Source organism: Gulosibacter sp. GYB002, assembly GCF_036577665.1.
Lineage (GTDB): Bacteria > Actinomycetota > Actinomycetes > Actinomycetales > Microbacteriaceae > Gulosibacter > Gulosibacter hominis.
Genome location: NZ_JARBDD010000008.1, coordinates 235387 through 254845, shown reverse-complemented (window position 1 = coordinate 254845; position 19459 = coordinate 235387). Strand labels below are relative to the sequence as shown.

Below are 19459 nucleotides of genomic sequence, written 5' to 3'. Positions count from 1 at the left end.
GCAAGAGTTCACCCCAGGCGGCTTTTCTTGCTGGGGTCCACGAGCTCTTCTTCAGGTTTGGTCGCCACGTGTGCGAGCTGCTGGTGCCATCGGTGTAATGAAACGTGTAATGGTCTTTTCCCTGCACTTCGATGTGGTCGATACGCTCGTTGAACACCTCTTGGTCGAAGGTATCGATACCCAGGACTCGCGCGATGAAGCCTTTGAGTGCCGTGTCAGAGATCTCGCAGGTGCCGCATCCGGTTTTGCGGCCTTTCTTGCGTTCGGTGCAGATCCAGTGCTCGGTGGAGATCGAGTTTTGGGTTTTCGGATTGCGTACGTTGCGCACAAACGAGCAATCGCAGGACACGCATTTGATCTTCGACGTCAACGCCACAGTTTCGATGGACCAGTTCGCCCGGGCCCCGAGTTCACGGCGGCGTGCGATCTCGGTTTGAACCGCGACGAAGGTGTCGCGGTCGATGATCGCGGGGATCGCGTTTTCCACCAGGTATTGCGGCAACTGGCCGGTGTTGCGCACTGCTCGTCCAGGCCTGCCTTCCGGAGTGGACCAACGGCCCAACAGGAGGTCGCCGGTGTAGTGCGGGTTCTTCAGGATGTGACGGACCCATTCGCCGGGCATCTTGTTATCAGCCAGGTGCGGAACCCTACCGTCGGCGATGAGCTGCGCGGCCATCTTTTCGCACGAGGTCTTCTTCATGTACTGGGCGAAGATCCAACGCACCACGGCTGCTTCTTCTTCGATGATCTGCACGTCGGTGCCGTCAGCGGAGTCGGTGTAACCGTACAAGTGGAAGCCGTTCGCTTTGCCTTCTTCGAAGCCTTTCCAAATGCGCCACTTCACGTTTTGGCTGATTTGCTCCGATTCTGCCTGCGCGAAAGACGCCAGCAGGGTGAGCATGAGTTCTCCGTCAGCGCTGGTTGAGGAGATGTTCTCCTTTTCGAATCGCACCTCCACCCCGAGGTCTTTCAGCTCGCGAACGGTTTCGAGCAGGTCGACGGTGTTGCGAGCGAAGCGCGAGATCGACTTGGTGAGGATCAGGTCGATTGCCCCTTCCCGGGCAAGGGCCAGCATTTCTTGGAACTGGGGTCGATTTGTGGTGGTTCCAGAGATTCCAGAATCGGCGAACACTCCGGCGAACGTCCAGCCAGGAGTGTCGTGAATGAGTTGCTGGTAGTAGGAAACTTGGGTGGACAAACTCAGCGGTGTGCGTTCGGTTTCCATGCTGATGCGGGCATACGCTGCCACTTTCACAAGCGGAGAAGTGCTGATCGGTGGCGGGGTGATTTGCTCCATTCTCTTCAAGGTATTTCTCCTAGTCAGACAGGGTTTCAGGTTGTATCCATACATCACTCAAACCCTCGAGATAGTCAACGAAACTGGCTCTTTGTAGGGCGGCTAGCGGCGCATCTGGGGCGTCGAGGCGCTGGCACACGGTGATGGCTTCGCGTGGGGTGAGGATGCCGCGTTCGAGAAGCTTCTTGACCTGCGTGAGCTGGTGATGAGCCGTCAGCTCGGCTGCCATGTTCATCGTTTACCGCCACGGGTATTGAAGCGGTGCTGGATGTAGCACGGGTGGCAGCAGTACTTGCGTTTCACCTGGCTCGTGCGAGCAACAGTGACCTGTCGGTGGCAGTTCGCGCACACCAGTTCTTCGGTGACCACCCTGCGATGGGCGGCCCACCAGGCTCGTCGACAGGCAGTGGAACAGAACTTCGATCCTTGCCGGAGCTCGATTGGCTTGCAGCAGTGCAAACACCACACTCCAACTGGATCCGTGACCTGCTCAACGGCAGGATCGACGGTGATGCCGTGTCGCAGACAATAGGTCTTGACACTGTTGGCGTTCAGATCCAGGTGCGCGGTGATACGAGAGTAGGCAACCCCCGCAGCGCGCATCATCTGAATGTGATGGCGATCAGTCTGGTTCAGAGCCATGAGCAGGCCCTCCTGGCAACGAGGCGAAAGGTGGTCGCCCATACGCCGGTCACGCCAGACGAAACCGGACAACAGAAACAAAGCTCCCTGCCGCGTTCGCACCCATGTCTGGGATCTGCGCCTCTATTCAGATAAGGCAGTTATTCTTTGCTCAATTCACAATGCGGGCCGATCGACGTGTGAACCGCGACAGAGCAAGGGCGGGTGAAAATGACTGACGACGACCGTGAACTCCCGGTGTTTGTCGACGACCAGTCGTACCGAACCTGTTCAGAATGCGGCTCAGATTGTGTCCCTGACCCGTTTGTTACAGGCGAAGGTGAAGGCATCCGTATCGCGTTCATCTGCCCGAGCTGTGGAGTGCAGTCCGTCATCGACCCGTTCGACGACCTGCGGTAAACACCAGCTCCGCAAACGCACAAAAGGCCCCGCCACCACCTCGATGAAGGTGATGACGGGGCCAAGGGTTGATTTCGCGTGGGTTAGCTGATGCCGAGCTTCTCGTTGACGCGCTTCTGCACAGCGGCATAGTTGCCGCCGAGGCGGCGCTTGCGTTCCTCGCCGTTGCCATAGTCTCCACGGATCACCGCATCAGCCAGGGCATCGATGTTGACAGAGGGCTTGGCGGGGCTTCCTCCGGTGAGCTTCTCGTTGACGCGCTTCTGCACGGCCGCGTAGTTGCTTCCCAGTCGGCGCTTGCGCTCGTCCCCGTTGCCGTACTCGCCTCGGATGACCGCGTCGGCGAGGGCGTCGATGTTGGCGGAGGGCTTGGGTGCGGGCGGTGTGGGCTTTGCCGGTGCTGTCGGGGCGGGCTTGGTGCCGCTCATGCGGTCGTACCAGTACTGGGCGCGTGCCATGTAGGCCGCATGCTGGCTTCCTGCCAGCGAGGCCGGGCATTCGGTGGCAGAGAAATGCTTGTGGCCGAACACGTTCTTTGCCCACACGGGTCGTCCGAGCTTGTAGTAGTGGCAGATGGCGGCGACGAGGTGGGCACCGTTGTCGAGGCAGGCCTCGGAGATACGCCAGGGCTTGGAGGAGATGTCGGCGTGTTCGATACCGATGGAGGTGGTGTTGGCTTCCCAGTTGCCTGCATGCCAGGCGGTGTCGCGATCCCACACGAGCTGGCCGATCCGGCCGCCTGAGTCGACCTGGTAGTGGGCGGATGCTTGGCGGGTCTGCCACACGTCCCAGATGGACTTGATGGTGAGGTTGCCTGCGTTGTGGTGGATGATGACCTTGTTGATTTTCCGGCCGCTTCGCCCGGCACTGTAGTGCTTGTTCATCAGCCGGTTTTCGTCGGCTTCGAGGGTGGCCCAGTTCTTCATCAGAGGTTCTCCTTTTCTGCTGAGGTGGTGGTTTGGTTGGGGTGGTGTTCGAGGTCGGGTTTGCCTGTCACGTCACGGGTGATCAGGTCCAGGGCGCGGCGGATGTGGTCTGGTACGGGCAGCCCGAGGCGGGTGGCGTTTTCGATCAGGGAGATGCCTTCGTTGGACAGGTAGAACACGACGGTGGCGGTGCGTAGCGCCCCAGGTGTTCCGATGACGTGCACGTCGAGCAGGTGGGCAAGTCCGATCAGGGTGAAGATCACGACTTTGCGGCTGATCCCTCGAAAACCGATGGCTGAGGAGACGCGGCGTTCGGCGATCGCGGCGAGCACGCCGGTGATGTAGTCGACTACGACGAAGGCGATGAGCGCGTATACCAGGCCGTCGAGGCCTCCGAGGAACGCGCCGATGACGGCCCCGACCCCGGCCAGGCCGGTTTGGATCGTGGCCCAGATAGCTTTGAGCGACATAGAAAGTGGGTTCCTTCCCGTTTGTGGGCACACGACAAAGGCCCGTACCCAGGTGGTCGGGGTACGGGCTTTCCGTGTAAGCCAGATGTGGTTTACAGGTTGGGGCTAGTGAGGACGTCCAAAACTGTGTCGGTTAGGTCGAGGCTGCCGGTCGACGGACCGACTTCCTCGACGTGTTCGGGGCTGTTTTCGGTTGGTGGGACAGGCACCGGGTCGGGCTGGGCTGGTTCGATCGGGTGAATCACCACTTCCTCGCCATCACCTGCTTCGGCTGAGGTTTTCTCACTCATCGGTGTCATCGACCTCCGCTGTCCTCACTGCGTCATGTTGGGCTGCTTCTACAGCGTCGAACAGAACGTTGTATGCCTCCGCCTGCTCACCGGCTAAGGGCTCGTCGTAGTCGGCTAGCAGCTGTGCGATATCGGTGAGGTGGGTGGCGTAAGTGGGGCCATCCACCTCAGCCACTGAGTCCAACAGCTGCTCGCGCAGTGTCAGGAATTCGGCGAGGTCGGTGCCACCGGTGAGTTGAAAGGTGCCGTCTTCGCTGATGACGGGCTTGCCTTCCTCGTCGAGGATGGCGTGGGTGGTGACGAGGTCGTATTCGTCCTGGCCGAACCGCAACTGCGCGTTCTTGACCAACTTGAGCAGTTTGGAGCGCGCCCGCGATTGAGCGGGCTTGAGGGACATCGTTTCGAGAAGGTCGTGGATGGGTCCGAGGTGACGGTTAGCGATCAGTACACGCATGCGTAAAGGTTCTTTCTAGACGAGGCTGGTGGACATGGCCGACAAGCCGGTGTTGTTGTAGTTGGTCCAGGTGATGTTCGACCCGGAGCCGGAGATGGAGACGATCCAGCCGTAGTTCAGTCGGCGGATGATCTCGTTGACCCTTGTCATCAGGTCTTTGAGCCGGTCGAAGGCCCGCGACATGTTGTAGAACGTGCCATTCGTGGTGATGAGCAGGTCGTAGGTGTGGAACCCGATCCGTGCCAGCCCGCTGGAACCCGACAAAGTGGCGTAGGTGCCTTTCCCGCTGAAAGCTACGTCTTGAAACATGACGTAGCGGGTGTCAGAGGTGTAGACCTTGTTCCCGTTGATCCGCAGGTCAGCGCCCAGGTGGATCCCTGCCCGCCCATAGAACTTGCCCTTTGGATCCAACGTCAGACACGTGAAATAGTCGCCGGTGGAGGTCGTCTGATACGTCCAAGCGACGTAGTCCCCCCGGTAGGCCAACTGGTTGACGATGCCTTGGATATCGGTGGCATCCTTTTTCGCCCGGCGGGCCATTTCACCGATGTAACGCGTCCCGTACCAAAACCGCAGACCAGACGACGTGATCGTCCCCTCCAACGAGGATCCGGAGTACCACGAGATTTGTGTTGGCGTAATCCGGATCGAACTCGTCCAGCCCGCCAGTCCTACTTGGATCGCGTTCGCCGCGAGCTTGTCAGCAGTGATCGACCTCGCCCCAATACGCGAGGCGCCGAGCACACCAGTGGTGATCTTGCCCGCGTCGAGCGCACCGATCTTCGCCGAGGTAATCGCCGCATCCGCGATCATCGCCGTCTTGATGAACCCGTTGGAGATTGTGAGCTTGTCGCTCGTGATCGACCCGGCCGCGATCCTCGCCGCAGACAGGGTGCCGGTGGTGATCTTCGATGCCGACAACGAGCCGATTTTCGCGTCCGTGATCGCCGCGTCCGCGATCATCGCCGTCTTAATGAACCCATCAGCGATCGTGAGCTTGTCACTGGTGATAGAGCCTGCCGCAATCCTGGCAGCCGCGAGCGTACCGGTGGTGATCTTGGCAGCCGACAGGTTAGCGATCTTGGCGTCCGTGATCGCCGCGTTGGCGATCATCGCGGTAGTGACCGTGGCGTCATCGATACTGGTTCGGCCGGTGATGTGTATGCGCTCACCGGCGATCAAGATGGTTTCGGGTGAGATGTTGATCTGGGAGACGATCTCGCTTGAGCGCACACGCAGGTTCAGGTCGCTGGCCATCATTGAAAGCGACGAGGCTAGGCTGTTATCCGCGTTCGTCAGCTCAGTGAACCGGGCCTCGCTGCTGGTTTGAACCTGCCGTGCCGTCTCGTAGGCCGTATCGGCACGGTGCTGTGCTTGGGAGACTGAACTCTCAAGCCCGGTCACCTTCATGCCAGCCTCACCGGCTACAGCCTCAGCTTCCCGTGCTGTGGCTTCGGCCTGGCTGGCTGCTTCGCGCGCCTGGCCGATCTCGGCTTCGGCTACGGTGAGGCGAGCAGCGACAGCGATAGCGGCAGCTTGGGCATCGTCAGCAGCGGTTTTCGCGGCCTCCACCTCAGCGCGAGCTTCGGCGAGCTCAGCGCTGACCTGAGCATGGTTGAGGTCCGTGGCAAGGGCAACCCAGCCGGGCTCGCCGGTGTCGGTGAGCTGGTAGATCCAGATCTCGATGCTCTCGCCATTGTCCCTAAACCACGTGTCCCCGAGGCGGGCGGCAGCGGGCTGTTTCGGCCCGTAATGGTTGGTGGATTTCCCGTCTGCTGATGCCAGCGCCACGCCAGCAAGATCAGCAGCCATCTGGGCGGCCGTCTGCGCGGTGGTGATCTGGCGGGTGATCTGGGTGAACTTCCCTGCAACCGACCCGAGCTCCACCGAGACATACGCCTGCTGGAGCGGGTCGTATTCGTAGCCGACGACCCGCGCTGACAGGGACACGCCCAGGTCGGCGTGCTGTACCGTCACCGTGTCTCCCAGCAGGACGGTCTCCAGCTCGGCGAGGTCGGCGTACTCGGCAGTCGATGCGAGATCAACGAACGAGACGGTGTAGCTCGCGGCAGGCGTATCGACGTGGTTGGTGGTGAACTCGGTCTTAGCGGCTTGACGCAGAAGGGCGTGTGCTTGCGGCAGAGGTACTTCGTCCTCGCGGGGGTTATCTGCGTCGGCGATCGCTTTGATGTCCGGGTAGCGCATCACCTTGATATGCGGGATCGCGTAGGCATTCAGGTGTGGTGAGTCGACGTAGAGCTCGGGCAGGGTGATCCCATCAAACCCGACCGGCACGATCCGGGTGACCACGCTCGTCAGATCGATGGTCGAGGTGTAACCAGTGAGGTTCTTGCGATCGCGGATCACGACCCCACGATCTGCGCCGCGTGTGGCGGCGTGGTGGATGTGCCAGTTATCGCGCGTGAGCTCTCCGGCCCACCGGGAGGCGAACGTGTTATCCGAGGCCTGGTCCATGATCGCGGCGGCAAGGTTCATCCGCACCACGCGCGCAGAGGCCCTGGTGGCCGTATCGGAGCTGGTCGCGGTGAACCGGTGCGGCGTGGTCGCAGACCTAAGGAGCTGATCGAGGGCTGCCTTGGGGGTTTTGTTGACCACGAAGGTGTCGGCGATGAAGTTGCCTGCCAGGTCGTAGAACAGATGGAAGGCGGTGACCTCCAACAGCCCGTCCAGGCTCGTGGTGACCTCGTGGATACGAAACCCTTGCCGGATGGTGGTGCCGGGAACAGGGGCTGCGATGATCGCCTCGACTACCAGCTTTGAGGCCAGCGGCCCATCGGCTGGATAGGTGACGGTCAGCTGGTAGGCTCCGCCGAGTTCCTCAACGACCCGGGCGTCGATGAGTTCAGGGTCGAGGACACCCTCGCCGGTGGCGGTGAACGTGGTGGCAGTCGGGGCATGCACGGTGAGCATCGGTGGTGTTCCTTTCGCAGACGTGCACCCGCAGCCAAAGAAACGGCTACGGGCGCACTTAGAGCAAAGAGATGGGCCGGGTTAGGGGTTTCGCCAGTTCCCGGTGATCTCGACTTTGGAGATGCCACTACCCAAAGTGACCCGGTTGACCCCTGGAGTAAGGATCGGGAACGTGCCGGTCAGCGCGTCGGTTTGCACCCGGCCTGCCACGTGCGCGACAAGCCGCGCCGAGTCCAGGGTGATCTGCCCTGCCGGTGACTGAACGCGATAGGCGGCCCCGTTGATCGTCAGCGTCAACGCCCCGGTGCCCCTGATCGTGATGATCGGTGCCGCATCCACCAGGCCAGGGTTGGTGATCTGCCCGGAGGCGGTGAGCGTGTGGGTGGTCAGCCCAGAATCCAGGTAGCTAAACGGCTCGCACACCAGGTGCGCCTCGAAGAATCCCCACGAGGACATGTCCGTGCGCAGCGGGCTAATGGAGGCGTGTTTGATCTTGTGGAACGCCCCGGGCTGGTGGGACAGGTGAATGGTCGCCGCCCGGGTCAGCGCCAGTGCGGCTTTGTGGTAGGCGGCCAGGCTGCCTTTGATCGCGAGCGGCAACGTGATCGACGTGTCATGCCAGCCGCCCAGGCGGGTCAGCGTCCCGGCCCTGCCCGCCACCTCAATATCGTCTGTGACCCGCTCGGCGACAGGTAGGTCGACCGGGCCGGTGAGCCTCAGGCCCAGCGACGTTGAGGACACTGTTTTGTCGAGAGTGAAACCATGCATCAGACACCTCCTCCTGTAGCGAGCACCGTGTGGTGGGAGTTGATACGAGCCAACTGGCGGTTGATGCCGGGAGCGAGTTTGCCCACCAGCGCGCCGTCGTTGAGCACGACCTTGATGTCCATGGCCTCCAGCAGTGCCCGGGCGGTCTGGTCGACGATGCCCGCCACCTCTCCTGCGCGCCCTTCCTCCTGGCCGACAGCGCTGTGGCTGGTGGTTGCAAGCGGTGGTTGCAGGTGGGTTGGGGTCAGATCGACCGGCTCCAGGCTGGTGGTGATCGGCACGTCGATACCGCTGGTGAGCTCGCTCATGGCCTTCAGGGTGTCTGCGGCGACGTCCTCGGCGGCTGCGACTGCGCGGCTTCCGGTGTCTTCGATACCTCCGGCCAGGCCTCGGGTGAGCATGTCACCGACCCACGCCATTTCCTTGGACGGCGAGTTGATGCCGAAAAAGCCCGTGATGCCGTCCCAAATGTCGGAGCACCAGTTTGTAACCTTGTCCCAGAGCCAGCCTGCTAGGGATTGGATGCCTTTCCACAAGCCCGCGCACGAGGTCCGCGCCAGCAGAGGCCATCTGGCCGACCCCTTGACCGACCGCGCCCACGATCCCGGTGATGATCTGAGGGATCGCCGCCACGATGGTCGAGATGATCTGCGGCAGGTTCGTAATCAACGCGGTCAGCAGCTCGACGCCTGCCATGACCAGTTGCGGAATCGCCCCACCGATCGCCGAGACGATCGCTGCGATAATCTGCGGCAGCGCGGCCACGATCGTGCTGATGATCTGCGGCAGCGCCCCAATCAGGGCGGTGAGTGGTTTTGCCGCCAGCCTTCGTTGAGCTGCGGCAGGGCCGACAGCAGCATGGTGATGATGCCGGTGATGATTTGTGGCAGCACCGTCACGATCGCGGTGATGATCTCCGGGAGCGCGTCGACCAAGGAGGTCAACAACGCGATACCGGTCTCGATGATCTGCGGGATCGCGCCGATGAGGAACTCCACGATCGAGGTGATGATCTGCGGCAGCGCCTCAATGAGCACCGGGATCGCCTCCAGCAGGCCCTGGGCGAGCCCCAAAATGAGCTGCAACGCGGCATCCAGGATCATTGGCAGCGCATCGACCAGCCCTTGGACCAGGGCGACAATCATCTCCACGGCCGCCGGGATGAGCTCCGGGAGTGCCTCACCGATACCGGTGACCAAGGTGGCGATGATCTGCAGGGCTGCTTCCAACAGTGACGGCAGCGCCTCGATGATCGCCTCGACTAGTGCGACGATGAGCATCATCGCTCGTCTCGTCTCGGCGACGGCAACGGCTCGATGATGCCTTCCGGTGAGTGCGGTTCCAGCGGTGCGGTGCGAATCGCCATGCCGGTCTCGACGACCATCGGCAGCTGCTCGGCGATGAACGCGAGTGCTTCTTGCAGGATCTCGCCGAGCTTGTCGATCAATGCCGGGGCTCCGCCCTGCTCGAAGGCTGCCGTGAGCTCATCGATCCACCCGTTGACCATCGGCATGACCGTGCCAGCCAGCGCGTCGGTCAAACCTTGGGCGAGCAGGCCCTTGAGGTTGTCGATGCCGTCGCGCATGGTAGAGAGCTGTCCGGTGAAGGTTTTCGACTGGGCTTCCATCGCCCCGTGGAAACGGCCGCCTTCCTCGGTTGCCGAAGCGAACGCGTCAGCGACCATGTCCGCGCTGATCGCGCCCTTGGCCATCTCCTCTTTCAGCTCGCCGATGGACTTGCCCGTCTTGCGGGAGATCTCCTCCAGCGGGTTGAACCCGGCGTTGATCATCTGGTTGAGGTCCTGGCCAGTCAGCTTGCCTGTCGAGGACATCTGGGCGAACGCCAACGTCAGTGACTCCATCTTCTGCGCGTCACCTTGGGAGATATCACCGAGCTGGCCTAGTCTGCGGGTAGCTTCGTCGGCGCTGATACCGAACGCCATCAGGGTTTGGGTGTTCTTCGCCAAATCCTCCATGCCGAACGGGGTCTTCGCGGCCTGGGTTTTCAGGTCGTTGACCAGCTGTTGGGCTTTTGCCTGATCGCCGAGCATCGTGGTGAAGCTGGTGGTGTACTGCTCCATGCGGGCGTTGTACTCCACCCCGTCCTTCAACGCATCGGCCATACCCCGGCCGATACTCGTGATCGCCTTGCCGATGCCCTTGACACCAGCGACGATCGCCTCGGCGGCCAGGTTCGCTTTGAGCACGTCCCCGAAGATCCGGGTCTTATCCCCGGTGTCGTCCATCTCGTCGCCGAGATCATCGACCGCGTCCTCCAAATGCCCGGCATCCTTGGCAGCGTCTTTCGCATCATCGCCTGCACCGTCGGCCTCGTCACCGAACTCGCCGAGCGCATCATTGTTGGCCTTGAGCTCTTTTTCCAGCTCGTTGAGCTCGGCACCGGCGTTGTTGAGCTGGATCTGCCAGTTTTTCGTGCGCGAATCGTTCTCCCCGAACGACGCGGCCGAGTTCTCCAGCGCGGCCTTGAGTGTTTCGATCTTGGACTTTTGGGTCTCGATCTCTTTGGTCAGCACCTGGTTGCGGGAGGCCAGTGCCTGGGTGGACTTGTCGTTCTTGTCGAACTGGGAGGCCACCAGTTTCATCTCCGAGCCCAGCACCCGCATCTCACGGTTGATGTCGGTGATGGCCCGCTTGAACTCGCGTTCACCTTCCAGACCGATCTTGAGACCAAACGATGAGTCAGCCATGAGGATTCACCTGCCTGTCAGTGGGGTTAGATCCCGGGCGGGATGATGTCGTCGATGAACCACACCCGTGCTGGTTTCGCTCGTCCTGTCTCGATCCGCCAGCAGTCCACCAGGTCAAGGAGCTCACCAAAGACCATCAGGCCCACCTCGTCTTGTCTCAGGCCGAGGTGGGCTAAACCGATGTAGGTCAGGCGGGTGAACACTGCCCGGTCGGATTCGACTATCCGTCCGCTGCCGGGCTCACTTTTGGGGCTGGCTCGGTGAGGATGTCGCGGCGGGTGCCTCGCTGCAGTGCCTCAGCGATCGCACCCCGGTAGTCGGCGATATCGGCAGGAACCGTCAGCAGCTCCACCTCGTCCTCCGTCAACTGCGGGCGCGGGTTGTCGCGGTGGATGAGGTTGTGGATCTGCACTGACTGGTTGGCCAGTAGCGTGATCAGCCAGATCACCTCGGTCAGTGTCTGGCCGAGGTCCTCGGAGGTCTCCAACGCGGCTCCGAGCTTGTCCAGCCCGCCGTAGCGCTCGGCGATCAGCCGGGTGGCCTTGGTGGTGAGCACCAGCTCGTACTCGCTCCCACCAATCGTCACGGTCGCACTGCGCCCGGCAGCATCAATCGAGGATGTGTTTGTCATGAGCGGGCTCCTTTACTTGCCGGGGCTGGTGGCGGCGGGCTCGTAGACGGACTGGTACCAGCCGGTGATGATCTCGGCCTTGACCTTGGGGTCGCCTTCGGTGGCTTCGGCTTTCCACGGGTGGCGGCCCTTCGCGTCTGGCTTGTTGCGGCGCAGGATCGTGCCCTCGATGCTCGGGGTGGAGAACGTGATCGAGTCGGCCTTGGTGGCAAGCGTGGTGCTTGGCAGGGCGAACTTGACGCGGTAGAGCCAGAAGTACTGGAAGGTGCCGTTGGAGCGGGCGGCACGGAACCCGATCGCTACCGGTGTGCCGCCGTCTTCCGAGGACGAGATGAGCACCCCGTTGGCATCCAGGGTGGCACCGGTCAGTGCCGCTGCGGCTTCTGCTCCTAGGTCGTCCACGCCGAGGGTGAGCGTGCCGGATTTGAATTCCTTGACGATCTCGCTGGGCCCATCGTCGGCATACAAGATCGCCTCGGCGACCTCGACGGAGAGTTCCGCTGAGATCGCTTTGGCCAGTGGCTTCGGGCTGGCGTAGGTTTCCTCGCCGGTGGTGGGGTTTTCGGTGATCGTGGCGTAGTAGAGCTTGTCAAGACCAATCGTGGCCATGGGTGATTCGTCCTTTCGTTAAAACGGGTGGTGGCAGCTGATATCGAAGCTGTAGTGGTGGTAGCCCGTATCGTCCTCGAAGCCGATGTAGCGTCTGGCGGTCACCACCAGCCCCGCGTCGACGAGCGCGTGGGTGATCGTGTCTCGCCAGGTCAGGTAGTTGCCTGTTGTGAACAGGCCGAGGCGGACTTCTTCGATTTCGACGCTCGGGGTGTTGTCGGCGAACACCTCCAGCGTGTCGGCGATCGGGGTGGCCACCAGATAGGTGTCCGGTGCGGGCGAGGCGCTAAACAGGCTCACCGCGATCGGCAGATCAAGCCGGTCAGCGATCTTGGTGAGGGTTTCCAAAAGCGGGATGGTCATGGTGTGATCCCGTCGAGCTTGGCTTTAAGCACGGTTTTCATCGCCTCCATCGCGCCCCGTCTGGTCTGGGAGCGTGTCGGTGCCAGGAACGGGCGTGCGGGCTGGTTGCTTCTGCCGTGTTCTAGCACGTTGGCGATGAGCGCGTTCGACCTGCCGTCGCGGCGGTTTTCGGCGAAACCGACTTTGACGTTGTGATCGCCTCGTGAGTTGACCTTCACGCTCGTGACACCCAGGGCGCCGAGGAGCTGGCCGGTTGAGCGCGACGGCGTGGTGGTCGCCTGCCCGATCGCGGCTGCGAGGTTGGCTCTCATGCGTGGTTCGACCACGTTCGCGCCAGCTGTCAGCACTTCGTCGGTTGCAGTGTCCAGCAGGCGTGAGGTGGCCTCGAGTGCGTCTATGTACTTATTGGGGAGTCGGATCTGGACGCGCGCCATGATGGGCTCCTTCGGGTTGCAGACGGTGGGCAAGGATCTCGATGTAGCCGCCGATGGGCTCGACGGTGTCGATGACGTAGCGGCCATCGGCAGCGGCGATGTGCATGACCTCCGAGACGGTGAGCCCGGGGATGGTGCGGATGCGGAATAAGACGGTGGCCTGCGTGTAGGCGGCACGGTTGACCCACGCTGAGCTGGCGTGCCTCATCTGGCTGTAGGTGCGCACCGAGGCGACCACCTGCTCGGCGCTAGCGGTGAAACCCGCAGCGTCCCTTCGGGCCACGGGGGTGATGAGGTCGATGGTTTCTCGCATACTGCCAATGCCTGCCATGGGTTAGACCTTCCATTCGCGCTCAAGGCGCAGCAGCGTGTTCACCGCGCCCCACATGGCCTTGGCGGCATCGGGTTTGTCGGACCAGAACCCTGCCGTGGACCCGTCACGCGACTCGTAGAAGTGACTGGCGAGCATCACGATCGCCTGCCGGGTCGAACCGGGCATCTCGTGAGCCTCGTAGTAGTCGTCGGGTAGGTGCTGGTAGGTGGTGGCATAGGAGGTGGCAGCTGCCACCAGGTTGGCGATGAGCTCGTCGTCGTCGTCGTGGGCGAGGATGAGGTTGGCTTTGACCTGGTCGATGAGCTGGTGGTTCATGGCTGCCACCTCCTATTCGTTGCGTGTGGGGGTTTTAGGCTCCGGCCTTCTGGGTGAGGATCTTGACGGCCTCGGGCAGGACGAGCTTGCCGTCCAGGCGCTGGGAGGCGAGGAAACCGACCTGGCCGGATGTGGCGAACAGTTCGTTCAGGCGCTTGAAGGAGCGTCCCTGCCGGTCAGCGATCCAGTAGTAGGACAGGTCACCGAACGCCACGGTCTTCGCGCCCGCCTTGATCTCGGGTGCGAACGTGGAGGTGTGCACCGGCTTGCCCAGGATCATGTCCGGGGCACCAGCGGTGAGTGCTGGCTGCCATAGGTACTGGCCCTGGTTGTCCTTGAGCTTGCGCACGGTTTTGACGGTGGCGTCGTTCATCAGCCACACTGCCCGGGCCCGATACGGTGCGCGCAGGCTGTAGTGCAGGTCGATGAGCTCATCGGCGGTGATGTCGGTGGCCTTCGCGGTGGTCACATCCGAGATGCCGCCACCGGTGGCGTCGAAAATGCCGGTCGGCTTGCCTTTGCCGTCACCGACCAGGAACGCCTCCTCTTCGGCGGCGCCGATGCGGCGGGCGAACTCGGCGGCGAGGTAGGCCTCGACGTCGAAGACCGAATCGCCGAGCAGTTCCTCGCTGATCTTCAAAAACGTGCCGAGCTTGAACGCCGAGAGCGTGATCTGGGAGAAGGTCTCGTCGGATTCGGTGTAGGGCTTGCCCTCATCGAGCCACCCGGCGCTGCCGTGGGTGGACACGACCGGGATCTTGCGGTCCCCGCTGGTGGTCTGGATGACGTTGGCAAGGCCTCGCATGATGTTCTGGTTGGCCAGGGACTGCACGAGGGTGTGCTCGAACTCGTCGGGCACCAGGTAGCCGCCCTCGGAATCAACCCCCTCGGACAGGGCGTTTCGCACCTCCATGGGGGAGGCGTTCAGGCGCATCGCATCCCAGAAGGCGCGCTTGTAGGAGGCGGTGGCGCGGCCGGTCTTCGGTTCGGTCTCCTCGCCGGTCTGGCCGGGCATCGAGGTCAGCGGCGCATTCGTGGCCCGGGCCAGATCAGCGTCCAGGCGCTGGGCGCGCTCGGCGCGGGCAATCTCGTTGGTGAGCTTGTTCGATGTCGGCTTCCATGCGGGCGTAGGTCTGGTCGTCCTCGGCGGACAGGCAGCCGGTGGTGGTGTCGCGGCGCTCGTCGAGGAAGGCCTTGGCCTTCTCCCAGGTGTCGGCGCGGCGGGTGCGCAGGTCAGAAATCGTCATCGTGGACATGGGAAAGATTCTCCTTGCTTGGTTGGTGGGTGTGATTGATCAGGGCGGCGTACAGGTCCACCACTTTTCGCCCCGCAGGCCGCGTGGGCTCTGGGGCTGGTGGCGGGGTGGTCAGGTGGCGTGTCGGTCAGGTGTGCGACGAGGCGCTGCTCGGCGGGCTTGCGGGCAAAACACACCCCGCTGGCGGCATCGGCGAGCGGGGCGGGGTTTCGTGACGTCGGCGGCCACGGTTTCTGCTTGTCCGGCTCCTCGTCGTCGTCCTCGTCCCCGTCTGGGTCGGGTGGGGTGCGGCTGCCGGTGAGGTAGTCGTCGGCAAAGCCCATGCTGATGGCGGCACGCGCGTCCATCCAGGTCTCTTGATCCATGAGGCGTGCGAGCTTGGCGCGGCTCATCCCGGTTTTCAGCTCGTAGGCGTTGATGATGGATTCTTTGACCGCTGCGAGCATGTCGATGGCCCGGCCCAGCTCGTCGGCGTCACCGACGGCGAGGGTGGCCGGGTTGTGGATCATGAGCATCGAGACCGGGCTCATCGCCACGACCTCACCTGCCATGGCGATCACGCTGGCGGCACTGGCCGCGATCCCGTCGATGCACACCTTCACGTGTCCGGGATAGTCGATGAGCATGTTGTAGATCTGGGCTGCCGCGACGACGTCGCCGCCGGGGCTGTTGATCCACACCGTCACATCATCGGACCCTGCCGCCAGCTCGGAGGCGAACAGGGCCGGGGTGATGTCGTCGTCAAACCATGACTCCTCAGCAATCACCCCGTTGATACGCAAAACCCGGCTGGTATCACTACCTGCCGGGCTATCAATGTCGGGAGCGGGTGGCTCCCAGTTCCAGAACCGTCTCACCGGCTCCTCCTTTCAACTCGTTGTTCCACCGAAGGCTGCTCTTCTCCAGGCGGTGCGTCCTGCTGCGTGTGCTGGGTGGTGGCGTAGGCCCCGGCCATGGAGAGCGGCAGCATGTTGCCGTTGACCAGGTACAAGTCGCCGCCATCGGCGGGAGCTGATGCGGTCGAGGTTTTCCAGGGCGCGGATGTCGTTGGCGCTCATCCACCCGTTCTGCCTGGCCACGGCGTAGCCGTTCATGCGCGAGACGTAGTCGCCACGCAGCAGGCCCTCGAGGTTGAACTTCACGAACACGCTCGGCTTCTCGCGCGCTGCGAGCAGCGTCTTGGTCAGGGCTTGCTCCCAGCGGATGACCCACGGGTCGAGCGTGTATTTCACGAACTCGAGACTCTGTTGCTCAATATTGGAGAAGCTCGATTTTTCCAGGTCTCCCACCATGTGGGGCGGGATGCGGAAGATCCGGGCGATCTCGTTGATCTGGAACTTCCTGGTCTCCAAGAACTGCGCCTGCTCCGGGGAGACGGAGATGGGCGTGTACTTCATGCCCTCTTCCAACACCGCGACCTTATTGCTGTTGCGGGCCCCACCAAAGGTTTGCTGCCAGGACTCACGCACCCGCGAGGGGTCTTTGATCGTTCCCGGATGCTCCAACACCCCGCCAGGGGCAGCCCCGTTAGCGAAGAAACTCGCGCCGTAGTCTTCGGTGGCCATGGCCATGCCGATCGCGTTTTTCGCCATCGCAATCGGCGAATAGCCCACGAGCCCGTCAAACCCGAGCCCTGGGATGTGCAGCACGTCAGCAGGCGACAGCCGGATGCGAGACCACTGGCCAGCGGGTTCGTCGCTGGTGGTCTGGTACTCGTAGTAGAGCCTGCCATTTTCATCCCTGCCCACACTCATCCGATTCGGCATGAGCGGATACAGGCCGATGACCTCGTCGAGACCGTTGCGGATGACCTGCGCGTAGGCGTTGCCCCACAACAGCAGATGCGTCATCAGCGTCTCGCGGAAGACGAAGCTGGTCATCTCCGGGTTGGGCTCATCGTGCAGCAGGCGGTAGAGGGTGTGGTCGGTGGCTTTGATCTTCGATCCGTCCTTCTCGGTTCTGTAGACGTGCAGGGGCAGGCCCGCGATCGCCTCCGCCAAAATCCGCACGCACGAATACACCGCGGTCATCTGCATCGCGCTTCGTTCGGTGACGGTGCGCCCGGAGCTGGTGGGCCCGAACAGGAAGCTGTAGCTCGCCGACAGTTGGTGGTTCGACACCTGCCGGGAATTGGTGCCGCGAAGCCAGTCGAAAAGTCCCACAGGGGCCTCCTTTGCGTTGTCGTGAGCGTTAGAGGACGAGCAGCCCCCGCGAGTCGTACACGGATGTGCCCGTATCGCTACTGCCGCCTCGGATCGCGCGGTCAAGGGCCATGATGGTGGCGACGACCCCGTCGATCTTCTCGGTGGACTTTTGCTTGTCGGGTTTGATGTTTCCTGCCGGGTCGGTGCGTACATGGATGTTGTCGACCATCCAGGCCAGCACCGGGTGGCCCCCGTGAGCCAAGCGGCCTTCGAGTGCGAGCTTCATCAGCTCCTTGCTCGGTGGGCTCATGTCTTTGAAGCCCTGCCCGAACGGCACAACGGTGAAACCGGCATCGTCGAGGTTTTGACTCATCTGCACCGCGCCCCACCGGTCGAAGGCGATCTCGCGGATATCGAACCTCTCGCCGAGCTGCTCGATGAGGTGCTCGATGTGGGCGTAGTGGACCACGTTGCCCTCCGTGGTCTCCAAGAAACCTTGACTGTGCCACAGGTCGTAAGGCACGCGATCACGCGCCACCCGCAGCGAAAGGTTGTCCTCCGGAATCCAAAACCACGGGGCGATCCGGTACTTCTCGTCATCCCCGTAGGGCGGGAACACCAACACGAACGCGGTAATATCCGTCGTGGAAGCCAAGTCCAGCCCGCCATAGCAAGGCCTGCCCTCCAGCTCGCCCAAGTCCACCGGGTCCGAGCACGCGTCCCAGATGTGCATGGGCATCCACCGCACCGACTGTTTCACCCACTGGTTGAGCCGAAGCTGGCGAAACGAGTTCTCCTCGGCGGGGTTCTGGCGAGCCGAGTTGCACGCCGCGCGCACCTTCTCCACCGGCACCGTGACCCCAAGGCTGGGGTTGGCTTTGTGCCAGACCTTTTCATCCGTCCAGTCATCATCCAGATCCGCACCGTAGATCACCGGGTAGAAGGTTGGATCGTGTTTCTTGCCCGCCAGAATGTCGCGCGCTTTTTGGTGCTGCTCGTAGCAGATGCTGTGAGTATCAGTACCTGCGGTGGTGATGAGGAAGTACAGCGGCTGGGTGCGCGCATCACCCGAGCCCTTGGTCATCACGTCGAACAGGGCCCGGTTGGGTTGGGTGTGCAGCTCATCAAAGACAACACCGGAGATGTTGAACCCGTGCTTGGAGTACGCCTCAGCGGAGAGCACCTGGTAGAAGCTGTTGGTCGGCTTGTAGATGATGCGCTTTTGGGAGGACAGAATCTTCACCCGCTTCGACAGAGCCGGTGATTGGCGGATCATGTCGGCGGCGACCTCGAAGACGATGCTGGCTTGCTGCCGGTCTGCCGCGCACCCGTACACCTCAGCGGCTTGCTCACCGTCCCCGCAGGTCAACAGCAGCGCGATCGCGGCAGCCAACTCGGACTTGCCCTGCTTCTTGGGGATCTCCACATACGCGGTGGTGAACTGGCGGTAGCCATCGTCCTTGATGGTGCCGAACAGGTCGCGCACGATCTGTTCTTGCCAGCCCAGGAGCTTAAACGGTTGTCCTGCCCAGCGGCCCTTGGTGTGGCGCAGCGCCTGAATGAACGCCACGGCGAAATCAGCTTTGCGTTGGTTGTAGGTGGAGCCGTCGGCCATGAACCGGGTTGGCTGATACGTGCTCGTCATCGTGGCGGCAGCTCCTTCCTCGGGGCATAAGAAAAGCCCCAACCGTGTGGGGTGGGGCGAAACGGAGAGTGTGGGGCAAATCCTGATCCTTGGGGGTCGGGACGGTGCGAGGGGTTAGCAGTAGGTGGCGCGGAAGTCGGCGATGACCTGGTCGGTGTCGAAGCCGCCGTAGCGCCAATCGGACAGGCCGCGCTGCCTGGCCAGGGCGATGATCTGATCGGCTTTGGTGTAGTGCCAGCCGATGCGGCTGAGCGTGTGGACCGGGATCTTCTCGGCCCCGACCTCCTCGGCGAGCTCGTCGAGGACGCTGAAGGGGATCTCGGCGGCTGCCTGGATCTCGCCGTGCGGGGCGGCGTCGGCGGGGATCTCCAGGTGGTTGGTGACCAGCTCCCGGGTGGCGTCCATCGCGGGTCCTCCTTGGCCTTGGTGGGATGTGGGTTAGATCTGGGTCAGGGCCCAGGCGATGGCGTGCCCGGCGTCTGCGAAAAGGTGGTCGGCCTCGGCGATGAGCTCCAGGGCGCATTCGCTGCGGCCGCGTGCGTTCGGGCCGAAGCCATCGATCGGGGCTTCGGTCAGGCGGTAGACCTGGGCGCTGTTGCCGTAGCCGTCTTTCTTGGTCCAGGTCGCGAAGGTGGCCAGCGTGTAGTCGCCGTGTGCGAGGATCGCCCCGTAGGAGTCGACGCGCATCTGCAGGGCTTCGGTGGTGAGCTTCTCGGTGGTGTTCATGGCTGTGGTCCTTGTCTCAGGTGGTGTTCTTTTGTCATGTACATACAGCCATAGGTGCGGGCGCTTATCCAGTCGTATTTGCCCAGATCAGGCACTATTTTTTGGGATCTACAGCACT

Annotated in this window: 28 protein-coding genes; 1 reads left to right on the top strand and 27 read right to left on the bottom strand. The window is 62.5% G+C overall.

Annotated elements, in window-relative coordinates:
• The 3 genes from PV375_RS05625 to PV375_RS05615 all read right to left on the bottom strand — a co-directional run.
• On the bottom strand, nucleotides 1-1297 hold a 1297-nt coding region (locus PV375_RS05625), incomplete at its 3' end, for a recombinase family protein (protein ID WP_332106484.1).
• Between the two features lie 19 nt (nucleotides 1298-1316).
• Nucleotides 1317-1526: a dihydroorotase gene (locus PV375_RS05620; protein WP_236587407.1), complete on the bottom strand. Its 210-nt coding sequence runs from the start codon at nucleotides 1524-1526 to the stop codon at nucleotides 1317-1319.
• Nucleotides 1527-1528: 2 nt separating this feature from the next.
• Nucleotides 1529-1939 carry a hypothetical protein gene (locus PV375_RS05615; RefSeq protein ID WP_332106483.1) on the bottom strand — a complete coding sequence of 137 codons (411 nt, stop codon included), beginning with the start codon at nucleotides 1937-1939 and terminating at the stop codon, nucleotides 1529-1531.
• A gap of 210 nt (nucleotides 1940-2149) precedes the next feature.
• Here PV375_RS05615 and PV375_RS05610 point away from each other — a divergent pair, with 210 nt between their 5' ends.
• A complete protein-coding gene (locus PV375_RS05610; RefSeq protein ID WP_332106482.1) occupies nucleotides 2150-2338 on the top strand; it encodes a hypothetical protein in 189 nt (62 codons plus the stop codon).
• 83 nt (nucleotides 2339-2421) lie between these two features.
• On the opposite strand, the gene PV375_RS05605 is transcribed toward PV375_RS05610, so the two are convergent.
• From PV375_RS05605 to PV375_RS05490, 24 genes are all read right to left on the bottom strand, one after another.
• The gene (locus tag PV375_RS05605; RefSeq protein WP_332106481.1) at nucleotides 2422-3264 is read right to left on the bottom strand and encodes an N-acetylmuramoyl-L-alanine amidase; all 843 of its coding nucleotides are present in this window, start codon (nucleotides 3262-3264) and stop codon (nucleotides 2422-2424) included.
• The gene (locus PV375_RS05600; RefSeq protein ID WP_332106480.1) at nucleotides 3264-3734 is read right to left on the bottom strand and encodes a phage holin family protein; all 471 of its coding nucleotides are present in this window, start codon (nucleotides 3732-3734) and stop codon (nucleotides 3264-3266) included. Before PV375_RS05600 ends, PV375_RS05605 begins: the two co-directional genes overlap by 1 nt.
• 92 nt (nucleotides 3735-3826) lie before the next feature.
• Nucleotides 3827-4024, bottom strand: coding sequence for a hypothetical protein (locus tag PV375_RS05595; protein ID WP_317586630.1), 198 nt, complete (start codon nucleotides 4022-4024; stop codon nucleotides 3827-3829).
• Entirely contained in the window at nucleotides 4017-4478 is a 462-nt protein-coding gene (locus tag PV375_RS05590; protein WP_332106479.1) for a DUF1617 family protein, read from the bottom strand. The genes PV375_RS05595 and PV375_RS05590 overlap by 8 nt, the downstream gene beginning before the upstream one ends.
• A gap of 15 nt (nucleotides 4479-4493) precedes the next feature.
• Nucleotides 4494-7409: a phage tail spike protein gene (locus PV375_RS05585; protein ID WP_332106478.1), complete on the bottom strand. Its 2916-nt coding sequence runs from the start codon at nucleotides 7407-7409 to the stop codon at nucleotides 4494-4496.
• Between the two features lie 81 nt (nucleotides 7410-7490).
• A complete protein-coding gene (locus PV375_RS05580) occupies nucleotides 7491-8177 on the bottom strand; it encodes a hypothetical protein (RefSeq protein WP_332106477.1) in 687 nt (228 codons plus the stop codon).
• The gene (locus PV375_RS05575; RefSeq protein ID WP_332106476.1) at nucleotides 8177-8596 is read right to left on the bottom strand and encodes a hypothetical protein; all 420 of its coding nucleotides are present in this window, start codon (nucleotides 8594-8596) and stop codon (nucleotides 8177-8179) included. Before PV375_RS05575 ends, PV375_RS05580 begins: the two co-directional genes overlap by 1 nt.
• Nucleotides 8580-8942, bottom strand: coding sequence for a hypothetical protein (locus PV375_RS05570; RefSeq protein WP_332106475.1), 363 nt, complete (start codon nucleotides 8940-8942; stop codon nucleotides 8580-8582). The genes PV375_RS05575 and PV375_RS05570 overlap by 17 nt, the downstream gene beginning before the upstream one ends.
• Before the next feature lie 32 nt (nucleotides 8943-8974).
• Entirely contained in the window at nucleotides 8975-9460 is a 486-nt protein-coding gene (locus PV375_RS05565; protein WP_332106474.1) for a phage tail protein, read from the bottom strand.
• Nucleotides 9457-10884 carry a tape measure protein gene (locus PV375_RS05560; protein WP_332106473.1) on the bottom strand — a complete coding sequence of 476 codons (1428 nt, stop codon included), beginning with the start codon at nucleotides 10882-10884 and terminating at the stop codon, nucleotides 9457-9459. Before PV375_RS05560 ends, PV375_RS05565 begins: the two co-directional genes overlap by 4 nt.
• Nucleotides 10885-10910: 26 nt before the next feature.
• A complete protein-coding gene (locus tag PV375_RS05555) occupies nucleotides 10911-11087 on the bottom strand; it encodes a hypothetical protein (RefSeq protein ID WP_007000817.1) in 177 nt (58 codons plus the stop codon).
• A 17-nt stretch (nucleotides 11088-11104) separates the two neighbouring features.
• Entirely contained in the window at nucleotides 11105-11515 is a 411-nt protein-coding gene (locus tag PV375_RS05550) for a hypothetical protein (RefSeq protein WP_100622304.1), read from the bottom strand.
• Between the two features lie 12 nt (nucleotides 11516-11527).
• Nucleotides 11528-12124 (bottom strand): major tail protein, encoded by a 597-nt coding sequence (locus tag PV375_RS05545; RefSeq protein ID WP_005295596.1) that lies wholly within the window; start codon nucleotides 12122-12124, stop codon nucleotides 11528-11530.
• Between the two features lie 18 nt (nucleotides 12125-12142).
• A complete protein-coding gene (locus tag PV375_RS05540) occupies nucleotides 12143-12487 on the bottom strand; it encodes a hypothetical protein (RefSeq protein WP_332106472.1) in 345 nt (114 codons plus the stop codon).
• On the bottom strand, nucleotides 12484-12921 hold the full coding sequence (locus PV375_RS05535; protein WP_102217284.1) for an HK97-gp10 family putative phage morphogenesis protein: 438 nt from the start codon (nucleotides 12919-12921) through the stop codon (nucleotides 12484-12486). The genes PV375_RS05540 and PV375_RS05535 overlap by 4 nt, the downstream gene beginning before the upstream one ends.
• A complete protein-coding gene (locus tag PV375_RS05530) occupies nucleotides 12890-13252 on the bottom strand; it encodes a phage head completion protein (RefSeq protein WP_332106471.1) in 363 nt (120 codons plus the stop codon). Before PV375_RS05530 ends, PV375_RS05535 begins: the two co-directional genes overlap by 32 nt.
• 3 nt (nucleotides 13253-13255) lie before the next feature.
• Nucleotides 13256-13570, bottom strand: coding sequence for a head-tail connector protein (locus PV375_RS05525; RefSeq protein WP_332106470.1), 315 nt, complete (start codon nucleotides 13568-13570; stop codon nucleotides 13256-13258).
• Nucleotides 13571-13604: 34 nt separating this feature from the next.
• Entirely contained in the window at nucleotides 13605-14618 is a 1014-nt protein-coding gene (locus PV375_RS05520; RefSeq protein WP_332106497.1) for a phage major capsid protein, read from the bottom strand.
• A 1-nt stretch (nucleotide 14619) separates the two neighbouring features.
• A complete protein-coding gene (locus PV375_RS05515; RefSeq protein ID WP_332106469.1) occupies nucleotides 14620-14826 on the bottom strand; it encodes a hypothetical protein in 207 nt (68 codons plus the stop codon).
• The gene (locus PV375_RS05510) at nucleotides 14814-15683 is read right to left on the bottom strand and encodes a head maturation protease, ClpP-related (protein ID WP_332106468.1); all 870 of its coding nucleotides are present in this window, start codon (nucleotides 15681-15683) and stop codon (nucleotides 14814-14816) included. The genes PV375_RS05515 and PV375_RS05510 overlap by 13 nt, the downstream gene beginning before the upstream one ends.
• 12 nt (nucleotides 15684-15695) lie before the next feature.
• The gene (locus tag PV375_RS05505) at nucleotides 15696-16988 is read right to left on the bottom strand and encodes a phage portal protein (RefSeq protein ID WP_332106467.1); all 1293 of its coding nucleotides are present in this window, start codon (nucleotides 16986-16988) and stop codon (nucleotides 15696-15698) included.
• Nucleotides 16989-17016: 28 nt separating this feature from the next.
• Entirely contained in the window at nucleotides 17017-18615 is a 1599-nt protein-coding gene (locus PV375_RS05500; RefSeq protein ID WP_332106466.1) for a terminase large subunit, read from the bottom strand.
• 114 nt (nucleotides 18616-18729) lie between these two features.
• Complete coding sequence (locus tag PV375_RS05495; protein ID WP_332106465.1) at nucleotides 18730-19020, bottom strand: hypothetical protein; 291 nt, start codon at nucleotides 19018-19020, stop codon at nucleotides 18730-18732.
• 33 nt (nucleotides 19021-19053) lie between these two features.
• Nucleotides 19054-19341 carry a hypothetical protein gene (locus PV375_RS05490; RefSeq protein WP_014320308.1) on the bottom strand — a complete coding sequence of 96 codons (288 nt, stop codon included), beginning with the start codon at nucleotides 19339-19341 and terminating at the stop codon, nucleotides 19054-19056.
• Between the last annotated feature and the right edge of the window lie 118 nt (nucleotides 19342-19459).